Origin of the sequence: Streptomyces sp. SS7, assembly GCF_037993025.1 — a bacterium.
Lineage (GTDB): Bacteria > Actinomycetota > Actinomycetes > Streptomycetales > Streptomycetaceae > Streptomyces.
Genome location: NZ_CP141223.1, coordinates 4,430,935 through 4,448,749, shown reverse-complemented (window position 1 = coordinate 4,448,749; position 17,815 = coordinate 4,430,935). Strand labels below are relative to the sequence as shown.

Below are 17,815 nucleotides of genomic sequence, written 5' to 3'. Positions count from 1 at the left end.
ATGATCACGGTCCCGTCGCCCGTGCGAGGAGGCGGGACCAGGCCTCGGCGAAGTACGCGGTGTCGAAACGGGCCAGCGTCTCGTACACGGTCTTCGACTCGGCAGGCGCCGCGTTCGCCCGCTTCCGTATCTGCTGGGCCAGCCGGCGTGGATCCGGAGCCGGCTGCTCGGTCAGACGCGCGAGGTCACCGAGCCCGGCGACCGGCTGGATGAGGCAGGGCAGGCCTAGGAGCAGGGCCTCTGCGGCGCATCGACTCCACCCTTCCCGCATGCGCGGAGTGAAGACCCCGACGTCGCAGGCCCGTAGCAGTTCCAGGTACCGGGGACGGGGCAGGTCGAAATGGTGCCCCGGGGAGCCGATGGTGTTGCTTCCGGTGGTCACGAGACGGAGCCCGGGATCGGTTTCGACGGCCGTGGCGACCGTCTCGATGCCTTTCCAGTGCACTGCTTTGCCCGCGTACACGGCGATCTCGTTTTGAGGGAGACCGAGGCGGGCCTTGCATTCAGCAGGGTCCATGCCGCGGACTCTGTCGATCTCGGCGAGGTCGAAGGCGTTGTAGATCACCTGGACGTTGTCCACTCCGCGCTCCCGGAGGAACACTGCCCAGGACGGGGCGACGCACACGACCGCGCGGCACTGGGGCAGGACCGCGAAGAGCCTGCGCCACAGCAGCGGTTCGAGGGGCCAGGAGTCGAACTGGAGCGGCTCGTAGTGGTGGAAGACGAATACGGTCCGGGCCCGCATCTCCGGGGTGAAGAACAGGATGCTGAGGTCGTCCCAGAGGATCGCGCCGGGCTCGTCTCTGAGTTCGCGGATGTGGGGGGCGAGGCGGGCGAGGTGGCGTACCTTCCGGCCTCGGCGGACGGTGTAGGCGCGTTTGTAGTCCGGCACCGTCCGCCACTCGATCGAGTTGGCTGTGACCTCGTGGATCATGCGGAGGTAGACGCGGCCTCCGGTGCGGCCCTGCGGCGACATGGAGTGGACGACCGGAGTCACGTGCCCGCCTCTGCCTGCTGCCGGAACTCGGCGTGGAGCACCTCGTACGCGGCTCGTAGTGGCGCGTTCACGTCGCGGGACTTCTCGGCGAGCGGCAAGTAGGTGCTGGTCAGGCTGTCGAGGAAGCGAGCCCGGCGGTCCGGGTCCGGCGAATGCCGCAGGTCGCGCAGGTTGTCGATGCGGTCGGCGAGACGGATGAGCAGTTCCTCCGGACCGAGGCACCTGATCTTGTTGTGCCAGACGTCAGAGTCCCACGGCTCCTTCCGGCGCTGCTCCAGCCGGTGGTCGGGGGTCATGGAACGCAGGCGTTGGGTGAGGGCTGGGCCCAGGTGGGACGCTATGAGTCGCTCATTCGACGGCGCAATCTCCAGCGCGTCGTGCAGCAGGCCGAGGATGAGTAGTTCGGGGTCGATGACGCCGAGTTCGTTCTTCAGGACGGTCACGACGCGCACCGGGTGGTTGATGTAGGGCGTGCCCTGGTCACGGACGTGACCGGCGTAGATCGTCGTGGCGAGGGTCGCGGCGAGCTGGCCTCGCGCTCGGTCCGGCGCTGGCCAGTCCTTGAAACCGAGTTCGTCCGTCACGGTGGGGGCGCTGGTCATGTGCGGTCCGTTCCGTAGGGGGCCGACAGTGCCGTGTCGATCCGCACGTGCGGGGCGAGGACCAACGCGTCCTCGACGACCAGGGCGTCGAGGCCGAGCTCGACCGCGGCGGTGACGGCCTGTTCGGCGGTGCGGAGGATGGGCGTTCCCTTGAAGTTCAGGGAGGTGTTCAGGAGGACGGGCACGCCGGTCAGCCGGTGGAACTCCTCCAGGAGCGGGCGGACGCCGGAGTGCCCTCGGCCAACGGTCTGGAGGCGGGCGGTTCCGTCGTGGTGGACCACCGCGGGCATCCGGTCGGACTGGCAGTGCCGGGCGCGTACGACCCGGTTCATGAACGGGTCGCCGTCGCCGAGGAACCACCTATGGGCTTCCTCGGCGAGTGCCAGAGGCGCCAACGGGCGGTAGTCGGCTCGCTGTTTGAGGGCGTTCAGGCGGGTCTTGGTCTCTGCCTTACCGGGGTGGGCGAGGATCGAGCGGTGGCCGAGGGCCCTGGGCCCGAACTCCATGCCGCCGCGTACCCAGCCGACGACGTGGTGATCCGCGAGGAGCGCGGCGACGGTTGGGATCAGCCGCTCACCGAGGCCGGAGACGGCGTGGTAGCCGCCCGCGAGCGCTCCGTCGGGCAGGGAGCCGGGGAGCGGGCCCCAGTCGGCGTCCTCGGGCGTCGGCAGGAGGGGCTGTCCGAGGGCGTAGTTCCAGGCGTAGAGGGCGGCGCCGACCGCGGTGCCGGCGTCGTGCGGCGCCGGGGCGACGAAGAGGTTCTCGAAGCCGGACTGCTCGGCGAGCGTGCCGTTGAGATGGGAGTTCAGGGCGCAGCCGCCGGAGAAGACCAGTGTGCGGGCGGTCGTGAGGTGACGCAGGTGGCGGGCCACGTGGATGACCGCCTCGGCGAAGACCCGCTGCGCCGCCGCAGCCAGGTCGGCCCGGGCGTCCAGCGGCTTCGAGTCGGCGGACCGCGCGGTCCATGCCGCGCCTTCGATCCCGAGCGGGGTCTCGGCGTCGTACGACCCCCATGGCGCCGCGATGTGTACGTGCCCGTTCTCGCCGAGATGGACGAGGTCGCGGAGTTCCTTGTAGCAGCGGTCCGGGTCACCGAAGGCGGCCAGGGCCATCATGCTGCCCTCGACTTCGTTGCCCGGCGGAATCACCCGCAGCGCGAGGTTGCGGTAGAAGTGGCCGAGGGACGGGTGGGTGCGCACAGGTCCGGAGGGGCCGCGGGTGATGGCCGGTGCGACTTGGTGGATCCGGTCGATGCTGTCCGGAGTCAGGTCGTAGCCGGTGATCCGTTCGCGCCCCGACGCGATGTCCGTGCCGAGGGCGGAACCGCCCGCGTCGATGACAAGGCCGGCGGCGTGCTCCTCGCCGGAGAGCAGATAGCCGGACAGGACGTGCGCGGTGTGGTGGGAGATGAGCTTCAACCGTTGCCCGAGCGCCCCGGGGAGCAGGGCGGCGAGTTCGGCCTGCTCCGTGGACGCCCACGATCCGTGCCGGGGGCTGGGCCGCATGGACGGGGTCCACACGTGGTCGATGTCGTCGACGGCGATGCCGGCGGACCGCAGGCACCAGTCGAGTGCGTGGGTGGGGGCGGTGAGAACCCCCTTGCGTGTTGTGCGGTTGTGTTTCACGCCGCTCCATCGCTCCTCCTCGGCCGCGTAGATGCGGCCGTCGACGACGAGGCAGGCGGAGGTGTCGTGGTGGAAGTTCAGACCGAGCGCTGCGGGCATGGGGACCTCCGGGAAGAGGGCGGTCAGACGGAAGCCGTGCGACGGGCCAGAGCGGGGACGATCTGAAGGCCCGAGTCCCTGTACTCGTGGCACTTCAGGCAGAAGTCGTAGTGCTTGCGGCGTGGCGCGAAGACCTTGGCCGCGAAGTCGTCGTCCCAGACCGTGAACTCGCTGTCGTTCTTGGCCATGGCGTTGAAGCACCGGTAGCAGTCGCCGTCGACCTCGATCATGAGGTGCCGGTCGACGTTGCGGTCGCAGAGCCCACCGAGATCGTTGGCAGGCTGGCCGACGTCGATGTGGTGGACGTGGTTGGTGACGTGGATGGCGCCGTACTCGTCGCAGAGGGCCGCCAGTTGGCTCAGACGGTCCGGGGCGATGGCCTCCAGCACGCTGTTGATCACGACGGTCTTTCCGGCCTCCCGGAGTACGGGGATAACGGCGCTGACCTCGTCGTAGTTGTCGTGCTCCTCGTCGCAGCCGATCAGGACCTGGTCGTAGTGCGCGAGGGTCGCTTGGAGGAGGCGCTCGTTGCGGGCCAGGGTGATCGCGTTGGAGCCGAGCACCATGACCTGCTCCGGGAAACGGTCACGGGCAAGGCCGCTGAGCTCGCTGAAGTCGCGGTGAACGGTGGGTTCTCCGCCGTTGATGTGCAGCTGCCGGAACGGGATCTGTCCGAGGCGGTCGAGGACCCGCCTGAACGTCTCCAGCGGCATGTTCTCGCCTTGGCCGCCCTCGGCGAAGATGCAGAAGTCGCAGTGGCGGTTGCACTTGGTCGTGATCTTGATCTTCGCGGTCTTGAGGGTCCTTTGCGTGGTGGACAGCACGGGGGACGACGTCATGGGGAGCCCCTTTGGTCACTCGGGGTGGGCGGAGAGGAAGTCTTCGACGACGGAGCGGTGACGCCCCCACAGGGCGAGGAGGTCGCGAAGGCTGCCTGTCGTGGTCGGGCCTGGGGGCAGCAGCTCCGTCATGGCCTTGACGAGCAGCGCGTCGTCACCGGAGGTTCGGTCGGCGAGACGGGTTAAGGTGTTCCGGGCGGAACGGAGTTCCTTCTCCTCGCGAGCGATCAAGTAGCCGGTCACGGTCTCCGGCGGCGGGTTCAGGTAGTAGATCCAGCGTGCGACGCGCACACGGAGCATGCCGGCGGCCGTGATCCAGGCTGCCGTTTCCGCGTCCACTGCCTCCGGCAGCGGCCTGGGAGGCGGTGTGCGGCGCAGTACGGCGTCCACGGTTACGTGGGCCGTGCGCAGTACCTGAGTGGGGGAGAGGTCCGGATCCGAGGTGGCGGCGGACAGGCGAAGAAACCTCTCGGCATGTGATTCGAGTTCGCCGGGGTGCCACTGGTTGAGAGCCGCGGTCTTCCCGGGACACCGGGTGCGCGTGGCGAGGGCCGCCGACGCGAACCAGCACGGCGCCACGTAGTGCCAGGCGACGCAGTGCCTTCGGTAGCTGTCGAGGTCGTGGTGGACGTTGTCGGCGCTGTCCTTGTCGAGTTGGTAGCGGCCTCCGATCCTCGCGTCGAGGATCCCGCGGTAGAACCTCTCGTCCGCGCGACTCCACGGCATCATCCGCGCACGGGACTGCCACCGCCCGAGCGTGGCCGCGCTGCCCGTGACAAGGCTCCAGGTGGAGATCTCGGCCGGTGACACCTGGTTCCGGTCGAGCTCGCCGGCGGTGAACGCGAACCCGGGAGGATGTTCGAGCAGTCGGCTGTGGGTCGGGTCCAGGAGTACCGCCTGGCGATGGGCGCTGGCCAGCCGCTCGTTCCACTCCCACCACGAGTCGGGGGCCTGGTCGAGGACGACGCGGATGTCGATGTCCGAGTGCGGTGCGATGAGGTCGTCGGCCTGCCACTTGTGGGTGAGCATGCTCGCGGTGACGTCCTGGGCGGCCAACTGCTCGGCGTAGACGACGCCGAGCTGCGGGTAAGACACGGTGGAACGGGCCGTCGTCACTCGGACTCACCTCCGGGCCGGCGAAGCGAGCAGCCCCCGCCCGTACCGCTGGCCACGGGCAGTAGGGGAAGCACGGGCACGCCCTGCGGTCGCTCCATGCGGTCCCAGCGCAGGTCGTAGTCGACGTAGTGGAAGCCCTGCCAGGCCTCGTTGCTGTCACGTTCGAGCATGGCGCGGAAGAGGTGGGCGTAGGCGTCGGCCATGCTGCCGTCGGCGAGGTGCGGCTTCAGGGGGATGTCGCGGTTGTGGAGGATGCAGGGCCGGGCGATACCGGTGGGCGTGATCTTGATGCGGTTGGCGTCGGAGCAGGTGGCACAGGAGGAGTTGGAGATGAACCCGATGGAGCCGGCCCAGCCGGTCGGCTGCAGGTACCGACCCGGGCTTCGCACTCCCAGCTCGGCGCGGGAGATCTCGCCGGCCTCCTCGAACCAGGCGTGCAGGCGCTCGCGGACCTCCGCCTCGGGCACGAACTCGGCGGGAAACAGGGCCTCCGCCGGTCCGATGCGCTGCAGCTCGATCAGCCGTACCGCGACGGGCAGTCGCCTGGCGAGTTCGGCGACAGCGAAGGCGTCGTCCAGGTACGACCGCTGGAGCACGCAGTTGATCTTGACCTTGAGGCCGAGTTCGAGTGCCCGGTCGATGGTGGCGCGGGAGACTCGTGGGTCGCCGCCGCCCATGATCTCGGTGGATCGTGCGGGATCGAGGCTGTGCAAACTGATGTTCAGGTACGTGAGCCCGGCGTCGCGCAGGGCGTCCACGGTCAGGCCGCGGCGCAGGTTGCCGTGGCTGGTCATGCCGATGGTCGCCTTGTCGCCGAGACCGTCGGAGAGCGCTCCGATGATGTCGAGGATGTCGGCGCGCAGCGTCGGCTCCCCGCCCGAGGTGTGCGCCTTGCGGATGCCCCAGAGCCCGGCCTCCTTCGCGATGCCCGCGTAGTCGGAGACCGTGAGCGTCTTGTCCTTGTGTCCGTAGTCGGGCATGCACCGCGGCTTGCAGAAGACGCAGTCGAGGTTGCAGATGGAGTTCAGCGTGAAGGCCAGGTAGGGATGGTTCCGACCCGACTCGGCGAACCGCCGCAACAGGTTGGTCCTGGAAAATCGCTGGTCAGTGGGGATCATGTGTCCCTCCGTGGGTTGGGGTGACAGCACCGTTGAGGGGCTGGCCGGCGAGGAAAAGTCGGAGGTTGTCGATGAAGAAGGCGACCGCCTCGTCCATGTAGGCGTGGCTGAAGACGGCGCTCTTCGGTGTGAGCACGATCTGCGGGTGGTGGCGGAGCGGATCGTCGAGCGCGGGCGGCTTGCGCGGCTGTACGTCGAGGGCGGCGCCGGCCAGCGGGCCTTGGTCGAGGGCGCCGAGGAGCGCATGGTGGTCGACGGTGCTGGGCCGCCCGAGGTTGATGAAGACCGTCTCGGGGCGGCACGCCTTGAAGGTGCTCTCGTCGAAGAAGCCGCGCGTCTCGTCGGTCGCGGGAAGCAGGTTGACGACGGCACGGGAACGCGAGAGTGCTTCACGAACGCGGTGCGACGGCACCCATTCGATCCCGCCGGGTTCGGAATGAGTGGGACTGCGCCGTACGCCGATGACGTGCATTCCGAAGGCACGCGCCACCTCGGCGAGGCGGATGCCGACAGAGCCGCAGCCGACGATCGTGAGCGTCTCGCCGTACAGGTCGAAGAAGCTGTCGGCGAGTTCGTCCTTCCACCAGACGGACCGGGTCTGAAGTCGTGTACTCGTGAACAGGCCCCGCGAGAAGCCGAGGAGCAGGCCGATCGCGTGCTCGGCCATCGGCCTCCCGTGGTAGCCGTACCCGCGGGTGAGCGTGATGCCCGCGGCATCGAGCGCGGCGACCGGCCAGTGATCGACGCCTGCGGATGGGGTGGCCGTCCAGCGGAGCCGTGGGGAGGACTTGAGCCACTCCGCGTCGAAGGACCAGCCGAAATAGACGTCAGCGGTACGGATCTGGACAGGGACGTCTTGCTCCTGGGCGAGCAGGAAGCGGACGTCCGGAAAGGCGGACCTCAACTGTCCGGCGTGCCACTCGGATAACTGCCAGAAGGGATATGGAGAGTTGAGGGCAACCAGTGCGGTGGTTGTCACGCTCCATCCCTCAAGGGGGCGCTGCGTGCCATTGCCCAAGGGGCGTACTGACGCAGGTAGGAGCGGATCGTGGCCTCGTAGTCGTGCCGGGCCATGAGCAGTGCCCTGCCGCGCGCACGCATCTGCTCACGCTCTCGGACGCTGATGTGAAGTGCTCGCCTGATCGCGTGGGCGAGGTCCATGGGGTCACGGGCTCCGGCCGTGAACCCGGTCACCCCGTCGACCACGGTCTCCGTGAGCCCGCCTGCCCGAGTCGCGACCACCGGCGCGGCCCCCGAGGCGAAGGCTTCGAGGGGGATCCTCCCGAACGGTTCGGCCCGGGAGGGCACCACCACTCCCCGGAGCGCCGGGCTCCGCAGCCAGGAGCGGTACCGAGGGGAGAACCGCGGCAGGAACGTCGCGTCGATCGTGTAGTCGCGGACCATCGCCTGGAGCCGTTGCTGGTAGCCGGTCAGGGTCTCCGCGTGTGTTGCGGGTGCGAGCAGGAGGTGTGGCACCCGTTCGCCCTGCGTACGGAGGAGTCGGACGGCTTCCAGCAGGTCCTCGAAGCCCTTGCTCTCCACCGCCCGGCCCATGGCCAGCAGGAACCCCGCCTCGGCTTGCGGCGGCAGCGGAGCAGGCACCACGTCCTCGTGGTCGTTCAGGAGCAGGCCGTTGGGGAGATCGACGACCGCGTGTCGCGGGAGGCCGTAGACCTGCTCAAGATGGCCGCGCATGTGGTGCGAGATGGCGGCGACGCGTGCGCCGTCACCCACCGCCGCCATCAGCCCCTTGTGCTCCCAGCGGATGCGTCGCCGGTCCTCCGGAGAGGCGAGTTCACTCGTCGACCGGGGCAGGAGAAGGAGGCTGAACGGATCGTTGGCGCGTCGATGGGATCCGAGTCCGAGGAAGGGGATGTCGAGGCCGATGAGTTGGGCCATCGGCGCATCGGCAAGGCGTGCCCGGGCGGTTTCCGTGACCCGCTCGCACAGTGCTTCGCAGCCCGCGAGGGCGGCGGTCGCCGCGCGACCACCCGGAACCGGAACGACCTCGGCCCCGGCCTGCCCCAGCATTCCCTCGGTCTCGGCCACCCAGGTGGGGTCGTAACTGGGGTCGGAGCGTGAGATGTGCACGGGCATGACCAGGAGGCGTCCTCGGGGCAGTGCCCGCGTGAGTACCTCAAGGAAGGCCCTGTTGCTGAAGCCCGTACCCGATGTGCACCCGTAGTAGCCGTCATGCAGCGCGACCGCGATCTTCGACGGGATCGTGGTTGAGGCCGGCCCGACGGCTCCCTCTTCACCTCTCTGACGCTGAGCAGGGACCGCTTTGGTCGTCGGAACGGGGGCCACGCCCTGTGAACTGCGTGTACGGGCTGCCATGGGAAGACTCCTCCAGTGCGGGATAGGCGGGGGAGAACGGTGGCTCGGGCAGGGAGACACCTGGGTCGCGCATGGGTGGTGCGGTCCGTCGGGGATTCGCGCAACGGAGCGTGAGGAGACGATTCCACTACGCGAGTGCGGCGAGCGGACAAAGTGTCCGCAGGAATTCGCCGCCAGCCTCTTGACAGCAACAGGCCTTGTTTGCAGGTGAGTTGATGCCACCCGGCTCTGGACGATCGCCCCAAGCTGGTAAGGCTGCCCGGCTCAACGCACGCGACAGACGCGACGTCACAGCCACGGGGGGAACGGCGTCACTCACCCATGGGGCCGTGCGCGCGAGATCGTTGGGACGCTGCCCGTTCTGAAGCCGGCGCTTGGTCACTCAGTCGGCCGGCGCGGGACGTACACGCCTGGTCGCGGCAAGCCCGAACAACGGCCCTCAAGATCAAGCCAACTCTGACTGGCGCCTGGAATGTGGTACGCGAGCAGCGCGCGTGTGGACCTACCATGCCCCGATGCGGCCAGAACCCGGACAGGTACTGCACTTCTCCGAAGATCCCACGATCACCCGCTTCGTCCCGCGCGTTGCTCCGACGTCGAAAGACCAGGGTGCCTTTGTCTGGGCCGTGGACGCGGTCCGTGCCCCCGACTACTGGTTTCCGAAGCAGTGCCCCCGGGCGATGGCATGGGTGACACCCGAGACGTCCTCGTCAGACCGCGAACGGATCATCGGTCCGGGCGGAGGGGATCGAGTGCACGCGATCGAGTACGACTGGCTGGAGGAGATCCGCGGCGTTCGCCTCTACGCCTACCGGTTCGACTCCACACCCTTCCGCCCCATCGGGGGGCCGATCCCTCGCGCCCACGTGGCGGAGGAACCCGTCGAGCCGCTGGGGCCCCCGGAGCCCGTCGGCGACCTTCTGGCCCTGCACGCCCAGGCCGGCATCCAGCTCCGGGTTCTGGACGTCCTGTGGCCGTACTGGGAGACCATCACCTCCAGCACCTGCGGTTTCAACGGCATCCGGCTGCGCAACTCACACGGGCACCCAGCTCACAGACCCGAGGCCCGGCCGCGAATCCTCCTCGGCCAAGGACGACAAGACCGGGAGCCGTAGACCGGATTACTTGCCCGTCACTTCATGGACGATGAACGCGCCAACGCCGCGATCTCCTCCAAGAGCCGCGGTACGTCCTCAAGACTGTCCAGTACGGCGTCGGCTCCCGCTGCCGCCAGTTCGCGGGCCGTGGTCCTGCCGGACGCGATTCCGATCACTGAAGCGCCGCCCTCGACTCCGGTGCGGACGTCTTCGAGCGAGTCCCCGATGATGACGGTGTTGGAGCGGGTGAAGGCCACCCCGAGCTTGGCCTCGGCCCGCTCTTGTGCGATGGCGACGAGGGCGGGACGGTGCTCGTCGTCGGAGGAGTACCCGCCGATTTCCGTGTCCAGGAAGGTGTCGAGGCCGAACACCCCAAGCTTCAGCAGCGCGTTGGGCCTGAGGTTGCCCGTGACGACGGTCGGCACGCAGTGCGTCCGCTCGTGCACCGCCTTCAGGGCGGACACGGCACCCGGCATGAGGACGCCCCGCTCGCGGAGGTCGTCCTCATGCGCGGCGAGACACCGCGGCAGGAGTTCGACCATGCGCGGTAGCAGTCGCGGGACGTCCGATGCCGGAACGCCGTTGTGCAGGAGCAGGGATCGGATCGCGAGGGGCATGCTGACGCCGGTTCCCCGGGCCGGAAGTCGCTCCGCGGGGCGCCCGACGATCTCGGCGAAGGTCTCGCGGTAGACCTGTCGATCGATCTCGCCGACATACAGCAGGGTGCGGTCGATGTCCCACAACACGAGGGACCGTTCGGCTTCAGCCACTCCCGACCTCGCTCCTCGCCCTTCGACCAGGGCGGACCGCCCTGTGGCCGCGAGCGTGCGTGAGGCCCCCGTCGTCCTCTCGCGCAAGTGCTCGGCCACTGTCTGCGGCCGGACGGCGAGTGCGAATCTTCGGCGCCTGCGGGATTCGCGCGGACAATCTGTCCGTAGGTACTTCGGCCCCACCTCTTGACCGGAGGGCGGCAACCGTACTCATCCGGCGCCCGCATCATCGCGATATGCCCCGCTTCGTCCATGCGGCTGGAGGGTTGGAAGGGAGCAGCCACGTACCGGGGGTCCGCGCGGCAGATCCACGTGGTGGGCGCCCGATCATCGGCTCTGTTAACAGTTGGCGACCAAGGGCGCAGGCTTGGGCATTGTCCGTACTCTGAACGAAGTGTTTCATCGCGAAGGGACAGCTCGACCGATGAGTGAAAACCTGACACTGGGAGACCGTCTCCGAGTCGCTCGCAGGACACGGAAGCTGTCCGCCGCGCAACTGGCACAGAAGGTCGCGGTCTCCCCGAGCTACGTGCAGAAGTTGGAGTCGGGCGCGCGCAAGGCCTCGCCGTCGCTGGTGCTGGCTCTCGCCAAGGCGCTGCGCTTCGGCCCCGAGGTCCTGACCGGCCAGCCGTACTACGGTGAGCCGGAGGCGGAGGACGGCGTCCACGCCGTCATACCCGAACTCCGCCGCCTCCTGCTGTGCTACGACAGCCCCGACGACCTGGAGATCGCACCGCGGGCGCTTCCCGTGCTCGCCTCGGAGGTCGACCAGGTGGCGGCCCTGCGCCGCGACGCCCGGTACGCCCCGATGGGCCCCCTGCTGCCGCCGATCATCACCGAACTGACCCACGTCGCTCTCGGCGGCGACAACGGCGACCGGGCCAAGGCGTTCTGGCACCTGGCCCGCGCCTATCGCGCCGTGAACTCCCTGGCCCACAAGATGGGCCACCACGACCTGTCGAACACGGCGCTGGAGCGCGTCCGTTGGGCCGCCGACCGCTCCGGCGACCCGCTGATGCAGTTCACCGCCGGTTACCTCGTCGCGGGAGCGATGCTGCGACAGGGCGCGTACTCGCCGGCACGCCGCAAGCTCCTCGGGCTGCGGACCGAGCTGGAGCGGTTCCAGCCCGAACGCTCCTTCACGGAGGACGCGCTCGCCGTCGACGGTGCGCTGCTGCTGAAGCTGGCCGTTCTCGAAGCCCGCGAGAACAACTCCGGTCGCGCCGACGCGTATCTGCGCGAGGCGGAGCAGGTCGCCGGCATGGCGGGCAACCGCGACTCCCTGGCGTACGAGATGTCCTTCGGCCCGACGAACATCCGCATCCATGAGGTGCACGCGATGATCGACACGGGTGACACCGAGCAGGCCCTCGCCCGTCTCGGCGAATGGTCTCCGACTTCCGGAGGCGAGTGGGCGCCAACCGCTACGACCGTCGGCGAGAGGTCGAGCCACCACTTCATCGACGTGGCCTCCGCGAAGCTCGCGGAGAACGACCGGGACGGCGCCTTCGCCGATCTCAAGCGGGCGCGGAAGGTCGCACCGAACCACACGCGGTTCCATCCGTCTGTCCGCGAGACCACTGCGGCGCTGCTCAGGATGGACACCAACCCCTCCAACGAGCTGTCCGCGTTCGGTAGTTGGACGGGCATTAGCACAACCTGAGGTTGTGTCAAGGGCTTTGGCGGGCGGAGCCCACGGACAGACTGTCCGCGCAGGGCAGCTTGCTGAATGGAATGGTCTCCTCACACCCAGTGGTGAGGAGGCCTTTTCCATGTCCGACGACAGTCCCGCGGCTCGCGCGAACCCGCCGCGCTGGATGCCCATCGGCGAGGAGCCCGAGTTGTGCTCGGCAGGGGAGTGGTGGGACGCCGTACGCGCCGTGGAGGCCATGGGCCGGCGCGCGATCGAGATCCTCGACGAGGGGGACGAACCGGTCGGCCCCGTGATCCTCGACCACGAGGGTCCGGAACCCCGGCTGTACTTCCTGGTTCCCGTGGGTACCGCGGCCCGATGGGAGGAGACGGGGACCGTCGCGCTGGGGCAGAAGTGCCACGTCGTCGTGCCGTCCGCCGAGAGCACGGAGCCTCCGGGGATGCACTGGCACGTCTTCCCCCGAGGCCCGCGTGCGCTCACCCAGCCAGACGCTCTGCGGCGAGCGCTGAGCCAGGCTCGGCGGGAGCGGCGGGGGCCCGCGGAGGAAGCGGCCTCCTGATGGCGCTCAGCATCTCCTTCGTGCTGGTGCTGGGCATCCTCGTGGTCGTCCTCATCCGCAGCAAATCCGTGAAACCCGGTCCCGCGGTCGTCTGCGTCCTCTTCGGGTTCTTCCTGGCGAGTACGTCCATGGCCCCGACCATCAACCGGTTCCTGACGGGCGTCGCCGACATGATCGGACAGATCCGTTTCTAACGAGCCCGAACCGGTGCGCGAGTCCCTGCCCCCTTGGCCGACGGTCCGCCTCCATCCATTGCGCGGCCCTTCCCCCAACCTGCCCGAGGCCCCCGATGACCCTCCCGTCCAGCTCGCAGAGCACGTCAACCCCCACGGTCCGCCTGCGGCGGACGAAGGGGCCCGATCCGGCTCGCCGGCGCACCGTCCCTTCCGAGGGACAGTGATGCGGCTCGTCTACCACCCGGCAGGTCACGACGACGACCTCCGCGTGGCCTTGGTCGAACTACAGGCGGGGCGATGGAGACAGGCGCGGGAGCTGCTCTGGAAGACGGGTACGCACTGGGCACTGCGCACGGCACGCACCCAGCTGCTGGCCGTGGCGGCAGCCCGGTCGGACGTCGTCGACGTGTGGCTCACCGAGGAGCCCGACAGCTACGACGCGCAGCTGATGGCGGTACGGGTCGCCGTCGAGAGGGCATTGCGAGCCCACCGCCAACGCCACCCGCAGACCCTGGAGTTCGAGATGCGAGCACGGCGTGCGGCGCTGCTGGCGGCCCGTCGTGCGCCCCACGATCCCTTGCCGTGGGTGTGTCTTGTCGCCCTGGCCCAGGTCGACACCCACCGACTGCGGCCGGAACACCGGGTGAGGTCCGCCGAACCCATGTTGCCTAGCGGCCCGTGGGGACTGCTCTACGAGGTCAACCAGCGCGATCCGTACAACCGCGAGGCCTACCATCGCGTGACGCAGTTCATGCTCGCTCTTGAGGGGCCGTCGGGTTCCTCGCTGGCCGCGGTCTTCGACTTCGGCCGGTCCGTGGCCTCCCAGCGGCCGGTCGGATCACCGCTGCTGCTTCTGCCGGCGTACGCGCAGGTTGAGCAGCGACGACAGTCGCGTGCCGATCCGCTGTGGCGGCGGCAGTGGGCGCAGGAGTCGACGCTCGACCACACGCTGACCGCCTTCCACGACTGGTTCCATAGGGCACACGTCGGGCATCGCTCGGTGGCCGATCTGAGCCTCCTCGCCTACGCGTTGTGGGCGGGGCACCGGTACCTGGAGGCCGCCGAGGTGTTCGAGGCGATGGGCTCGTACGCGGTCCGCGAGCCCTGGGCGTCGGTGCACGACGGGGCCGCGGGGCCGGATCCCGGTGAGGCGCTGCTCCTTCGGGCGCGCGCCGAGTCCCTCTCCTACGCCCGCACCCGTAGGTCACGCGCCGGGCCGCGCCCGTGATCGACAGTTGTCATCCCGCGCCACCCGCATTGGCATGAACCTGCCCTATTTTCCGCTTCTCCGAGCCTTGGAGGCCGAGCCATGTCCCGTCCGAGTCCGAACCGCCACGCGACACCACGGAAGTCCGATGACACCTACCTTCGCGAACTGGGCTACGAGCCCGTGCTCACCCGACGCATGGGGCTGTTCGGGAACTTCGCGATCTCCTTCAGCGTCATCAGCGTCCTGTCCGGCTGCATGACCCTCTACGGCTTCGGCCTGAACACCGGTGGCCCGTCGGTGATGCTGTGGGGCTGGCTGGTCGTCGGCGCCATGGTCATGTTCATCGGGGCCGCCCTCGCCGAGGTCACCTCCGCCTATCCGACCTCCGGGGCCCTGTACTACCAGGCGGAGCAGCTCGGCGGGCGCAAGTGGGGCTGGTACACGGGCTGGCTGAACCTGCTGGGTCTGCTCGGCGCGATCGCCGGCATCGACTACGGGGCCGCGCTGTTCACTGGCGCCCTGTTCAACCTGCAGTGGGGATTCGAGCCGACGCCGGGCAGGATCATGGTGATCTTCCTGTGCATCCTCGCCCTTCACCTCGCCCTGAACCTGTTCGGGGTCCGGCTGGTCAGCATCCTCAACAGCATCAGCGTCTGGTGGCACCTCGGCGGCGTCACGGTGATCGTCGGAGCGCTCGCGATCGTGCCCTCCCACCACCGGTCCGCGGACTTCGTGTTCGGAGAGTTCGTCAACAACACCGGCTGGTCGAGTCCGCTCTACGTGGCGGTGCTGGGGCTTCTGCTGGCCCAGTACACGTTCTGCGGTTACGACGCCTCCGCGCACCTGTCGGAGGAGACCACCGACGCCCAGGTGTCCGCGTCCCGCGGGATCATCCACGCGATCGGCTGGTCGTGGCTGGCCGGTTTCGTCCTGCTGGCAGGACTCACGTTCGCGATCCAGGACTACACGGGCACCGTGGGCACCGCGACCGGGGTGCCGCCGGCGCAGATCTTCCTGGACGCGCTGGGCGCGGCCGGGGCGAAGGCCCTGCTCCTGGTCGTCATCATCGCGCAGTTGTGCTGTGGCAACGCCGAGACCGCCGCGGCCAGCCGGATGGTCTTCGCGTTCTCGCGTGACGGGGCGCTGCCGGGCTCGCACCTGTGGCGGCAGGTCGACCGTCGCACCGCCACGCCGCGCATGGCGGTGCTGCTCTCCGTGGGGTGCGCCGCCGTACTGGCCCTGCCGAGCCTGTACAGCCCGGTCGCCTACGCGGCGATCACCAGCATCAACGTGGTCGGCATCACGCCGGCCTACGCGATCCCGATCTACCTGCGCGTCAAGAACCGCCGGCGGTTCCGGCCCGGACCGTGGAACCTCGGCAACTGGGGCGTGACCGTGGGCACGATCGCCGTTGTCTGGGTGGCGTTCGTGACGGTGTTGTTCTGCCTGCCGCAGACGCGCCCCGCAGGCGGCGGACTCGTGTCGGTGGAGACCTTCAACTACGCGCCGGTCGCTCTGCTCGTAGTCCTCGCCCTGGCCTGGGGGTGGTGGCGGGCGAAGGGCAGCTCGTACGAAGTGCCGGCACAGCACTTCGACCGCTCGACGAGCGCGTATGAGGACGAGGTCGTCTGATGCCGGGCACCACGAGCGGCGACAGCACCCTGGCGCGTCTGGCTGTCGCGTCCGGATCCGAGCGGGGCGGGCGACCCGAGAAGGCGTTCTCCCTGCCGGACCTGCGCAACCTCGTCAAAGCGGGCGCCGTCGACACGGTGCTGCTCGCCGTCCCCGACATGCAGGGGAGGCTGAAGGGGAAGCGCTACGACGCGAACCACTTCCTCAAGCGCGTCGCGCACCACGGCGCCGAGGTGTGTGCCTACGTCCTGGCCACCGACGTCGACATGAGCCCGGCGGACGGCTTCGCGCTGAGTTCGTGGGAGACCGGCTATCAGGACCTGTCCGTGCGGCCGGCGCTCTCGACCCTACGGGTGGTGCCGTGGCTGCCGCGTACCGCGGTCGTACTCGGCGACGCCGTGACCCACGACGGAACACCTGTCGAGATCGCCCCCCGCGAGATCCTCCACCGGCAGTTGACCCGGGTGGCGCGCCACGGGCTGCACCCGAAGGTGGGGATCGAGACCGAGTTCGTCCTCTACAGGGGCACGTACGCGGAAGCGGAGCAGGCCGGATATCAGGGCCTGCGGCCACTGGCCACGGAGAACCTCGACTACGCCCTCGACCATGATCCCGTCTCCGATCGGTTCTTCCGCCGCCTTCAGCGCGCGCTCGCGGGCGCCGGAATGCCCGTGGAAGCGGTCAAGACGGAGGCCGGGCCCGGCCAGGTCGAGGTGACCTTCCCGTACGGGCCAGCCCTCACCGCCTGCGACCGTCACCTGCTCTTCAAGCACGCGGTACGCACCCTCGGCTCGCGTACCGGACTGGCGCCCACCTTCATGGCAGCCCCGGAAACCGGCCGTGCGAACGGTCTGCATCTTCACGTGTCGCTGTGGTCGAAGGCCATCAGCCAGCTCGACGAGCCCGGCGGCGGACTGTCCCGGACAGGGCGGCACGCCATCGCGGGCCTGCTCGCCGGCCTGCCGGAGCTGGCCCCCCTCTACGCCCCGAACACCAACTCCTACAAGCGGTTCACGCCTGGTTCGTTCGCGCCAACCACGTTCAGCTGGGGCTACGACAACCGCACCTGTGCCGTCCGCGTCGTCGGCCACGGCGAGGGTCTGCACCTGGAGATCCGCGTGCCGGGCGCGGATGCCAACCCGTACCTGGCCCTGTCCGCGGTCCTGGCGGCCATCGACCACGGCATCGAACAGAAACTCACCCCCGGTCCGGCGGAGACGGGCAACTCCTACCGGGTGGGCGGCACCTCCGTCCCGCCGACCCTGGCCGACGCCCTCGTCCTCTTCCAGAACAGTGCCCTCGCGCAGAAAGCCTTCGGAACCGATGTGGTCGAGCACTACACCCGTCTCGCGCAGCTGGAAGTGGACCACGAGCGGAGCCTGGTCACCGACGCCGAGCGGCGTCGGTGGCTGGCCCGCGCCTGACCGCCGTTCCTCCCCGAAAGGACCGAGAGCTCCCTTGAGTGCCCGACCGGCGCGCCCGTCCCCGACGTCGCTCGACCTGACACCCGCGCAGATCCGGATCGTCCAGCAGGTCGCGGAGGGCAGGAGCACCGACGCGATCGCCTCCGACCTCGCGATCACGGCTGGCACCATCAACGTCCAGTTGAAGCACTGCGGACAGAAGTTCGGCACACGTGGCCGGGCCGCCGTCGTGCACGCCTGCTTCGTCACCGAGCAGCTCCGGCGTCCCGAGGCGGCCACCCTTCCGGGAGTCTTCTCGGAGGCGGAGATCGAGACGTGGCGCATGGTCGCCATAGGCGCGACGTCGAAGGAGTGCGCGGCGCGCGCTCGCATCAGCCACGACGAAGCCCTGGGACGGGTACGGGCGTTGCGGCAGCGCGTCGGGGCGGAGAACGACCCGCACCTGGTGACGCTCGGCTGGAGGTACGGAGTTCTCGGCGAGGCCCTCCTCGAGATGGCCTCCGGCACTGTCCTTCGTCTCCGGGCACGCAGATGACCAGCTCAGAGCGCACTGTCAGTGG

At 69.0% G+C, this 17,815-nt stretch carries 17 protein-coding genes; 8 read left to right on the top strand and 9 right to left on the bottom strand.

Features of this window, described 5'->3' with window-relative positions; translation table 11 throughout:
- Positions 1–4: 4 nt before the first annotated feature.
- From U5640_RS20525 to U5640_RS20490, 8 genes are read right to left on the bottom strand one after another with little or no spacing between them, the layout of a single operon-like run.
- On the bottom strand, positions 5–997 hold the full coding sequence (locus U5640_RS20525; protein WP_340377227.1) for a glycosyltransferase: 993 nt from the start codon (positions 995–997) through the stop codon (positions 5–7).
- Positions 994–1,599, bottom strand: a complete 606-nt coding sequence (locus tag U5640_RS20520) for an HD domain-containing protein (protein ID WP_340377226.1) — start codon at positions 1,597–1,599, stop codon at positions 994–996. Before U5640_RS20520 ends, U5640_RS20525 begins: the two co-directional genes overlap by 4 nt.
- A complete protein-coding gene (locus tag U5640_RS20515) occupies positions 1,596–3,323 on the bottom strand; it encodes a carbamoyltransferase C-terminal domain-containing protein (RefSeq protein WP_340377225.1) in 1,728 nt (575 codons plus the stop codon). The genes U5640_RS20520 and U5640_RS20515 overlap by 4 nt, the downstream gene beginning before the upstream one ends.
- A gap of 23 nt (positions 3,324–3,346) precedes the next feature.
- Positions 3,347–4,162: a radical SAM protein gene (locus U5640_RS20510; protein WP_340377224.1), complete on the bottom strand. Its 816-nt coding sequence runs from the start codon at positions 4,160–4,162 to the stop codon at positions 3,347–3,349.
- 15 nt (positions 4,163–4,177) lie between these two features.
- Positions 4,178–5,257 carry a hypothetical protein gene (locus tag U5640_RS20505; protein ID WP_340377223.1) on the bottom strand — a complete coding sequence of 360 codons (1,080 nt, stop codon included), beginning with the start codon at positions 5,255–5,257 and terminating at the stop codon, positions 4,178–4,180.
- Between the two features lie 17 nt (positions 5,258–5,274).
- Positions 5,275–6,396, bottom strand: a complete 1,122-nt coding sequence (locus tag U5640_RS20500; RefSeq protein WP_340377222.1) for a radical SAM protein — start codon at positions 6,394–6,396, stop codon at positions 5,275–5,277.
- The gene (locus U5640_RS20495; protein WP_340377221.1) at positions 6,383–7,375 is read right to left on the bottom strand and encodes a D-2-hydroxyacid dehydrogenase; all 993 of its coding nucleotides are present in this window, start codon (positions 7,373–7,375) and stop codon (positions 6,383–6,385) included. The genes U5640_RS20500 and U5640_RS20495 overlap by 14 nt, the downstream gene beginning before the upstream one ends.
- Positions 7,372–8,493, bottom strand: coding sequence for a glycosyltransferase family 4 protein (locus U5640_RS20490; RefSeq protein ID WP_340377220.1), 1,122 nt, complete (start codon positions 8,491–8,493; stop codon positions 7,372–7,374). Before U5640_RS20490 ends, U5640_RS20495 begins: the two co-directional genes overlap by 4 nt.
- A gap of 755 nt (positions 8,494–9,248) precedes the next feature.
- On the opposite strand from U5640_RS20490, the gene U5640_RS20485 reads away from it, so the two are divergent.
- Positions 9,249–9,848 (top strand): DUF6886 family protein, encoded by a 600-nt coding sequence (locus tag U5640_RS20485; protein ID WP_340377219.1) that lies wholly within the window; start codon positions 9,249–9,251, stop codon positions 9,846–9,848.
- Between the two features lie 17 nt (positions 9,849–9,865).
- Here U5640_RS20485 and U5640_RS20480 read toward each other — a convergent pair whose 3' ends face one another.
- On the bottom strand, positions 9,866–10,600 hold the full coding sequence (locus tag U5640_RS20480; RefSeq protein ID WP_340377218.1) for a haloacid dehalogenase-like hydrolase: 735 nt from the start codon (positions 10,598–10,600) through the stop codon (positions 9,866–9,868).
- A gap of 424 nt (positions 10,601–11,024) precedes the next feature.
- On the opposite strand from U5640_RS20480, the gene U5640_RS20475 reads away from it, so the two are divergent.
- The 7 genes from U5640_RS20475 (at position 11,025) to U5640_RS20445 (ending at position 17,790) form a co-directional block, all read left to right on the top strand.
- Positions 11,025–12,263, top strand: a complete 1,239-nt coding sequence (locus U5640_RS20475; protein ID WP_340377217.1) for a helix-turn-helix transcriptional regulator — start codon at positions 11,025–11,027, stop codon at positions 12,261–12,263.
- 109 nt (positions 12,264–12,372) lie between these two features.
- Positions 12,373–12,813: a hypothetical protein gene (locus U5640_RS20470; RefSeq protein ID WP_340377216.1), complete on the top strand. Its 441-nt coding sequence runs from the start codon at positions 12,373–12,375 to the stop codon at positions 12,811–12,813.
- Positions 12,813–13,007: a hypothetical protein gene (locus U5640_RS20465; RefSeq protein WP_191846794.1), complete on the top strand. Its 195-nt coding sequence runs from the start codon at positions 12,813–12,815 to the stop codon at positions 13,005–13,007. The genes U5640_RS20470 and U5640_RS20465 overlap by 1 nt, the downstream gene beginning before the upstream one ends.
- Before the next feature lie 205 nt (positions 13,008–13,212).
- Entirely contained in the window at positions 13,213–14,217 is a 1,005-nt protein-coding gene (locus U5640_RS20460) for a hypothetical protein (protein ID WP_340377215.1), read from the top strand.
- Positions 14,218–14,298: 81 nt separating this feature from the next.
- A complete protein-coding gene (locus tag U5640_RS20455; RefSeq protein ID WP_340377214.1) occupies positions 14,299–15,831 on the top strand; it encodes an amino acid permease in 1,533 nt (510 codons plus the stop codon).
- Positions 15,831–17,255 (top strand): glutamine synthetase family protein, encoded by a 1,425-nt coding sequence (locus U5640_RS20450; RefSeq protein ID WP_340377213.1) that lies wholly within the window; start codon positions 15,831–15,833, stop codon positions 17,253–17,255. The genes U5640_RS20455 and U5640_RS20450 overlap by 1 nt, the downstream gene beginning before the upstream one ends.
- Before the next feature lie 34 nt (positions 17,256–17,289).
- Positions 17,290–17,790 carry a LuxR C-terminal-related transcriptional regulator gene (locus U5640_RS20445; RefSeq protein WP_340377212.1) on the top strand — a complete coding sequence of 167 codons (501 nt, stop codon included), beginning with the start codon at positions 17,290–17,292 and terminating at the stop codon, positions 17,788–17,790.
- Positions 17,791–17,815: the final 25 nt, after the last annotated feature.

Coding starts and splice junctions, on each gene's coding strand:
- U5640_RS20455 (WP_340377214.1), top strand. CDS start 14,299: ATGTCCCGTCCGAGTCCGAACCGCCACGCGACACCACGGAAGTCCGAT.
- U5640_RS20460 (WP_340377215.1), top strand. CDS start 13,213: ATGCGGCTCGTCTACCACCCGGCAGGTCACGACGACGACCTCCGCGTG.
- U5640_RS20470 (WP_340377216.1), top strand. CDS start 12,373: ATGTCCGACGACAGTCCCGCGGCTCGCGCGAACCCGCCGCGCTGGATG.
- U5640_RS20515 (WP_340377225.1), bottom strand. CDS start 3,323: ATGCCCGCAGCGCTCGGTCTGAACTTCCACCACGACACCTCCGCCTGC.
- U5640_RS20520 (WP_340377226.1), bottom strand. CDS start 1,599: ATGACCAGCGCCCCCACCGTGACGGACGAACTCGGTTTCAAGGACTGG.
- U5640_RS20510 (WP_340377224.1), bottom strand. CDS start 4,162: ATGACGTCGTCCCCCGTGCTGTCCACCACGCAAAGGACCCTCAAGACC.
- U5640_RS20475 (WP_340377217.1), top strand. CDS start 11,025: ATGAGTGAAAACCTGACACTGGGAGACCGTCTCCGAGTCGCTCGCAGG.
- U5640_RS20450 (WP_340377213.1), top strand. CDS start 15,831: ATGCCGGGCACCACGAGCGGCGACAGCACCCTGGCGCGTCTGGCTGTC.
- U5640_RS20485 (WP_340377219.1), top strand. CDS start 9,249: ATGCGGCCAGAACCCGGACAGGTACTGCACTTCTCCGAAGATCCCACG.
- U5640_RS20500 (WP_340377222.1), bottom strand. CDS start 6,396: ATGATCCCCACTGACCAGCGATTTTCCAGGACCAACCTGTTGCGGCGG.
- U5640_RS20465 (WP_191846794.1), top strand. CDS start 12,813: ATGGCGCTCAGCATCTCCTTCGTGCTGGTGCTGGGCATCCTCGTGGTC.
- U5640_RS20490 (WP_340377220.1), bottom strand. CDS start 8,493: ATGCCCGTGCACATCTCACGCTCCGACCCCAGTTACGACCCCACCTGG.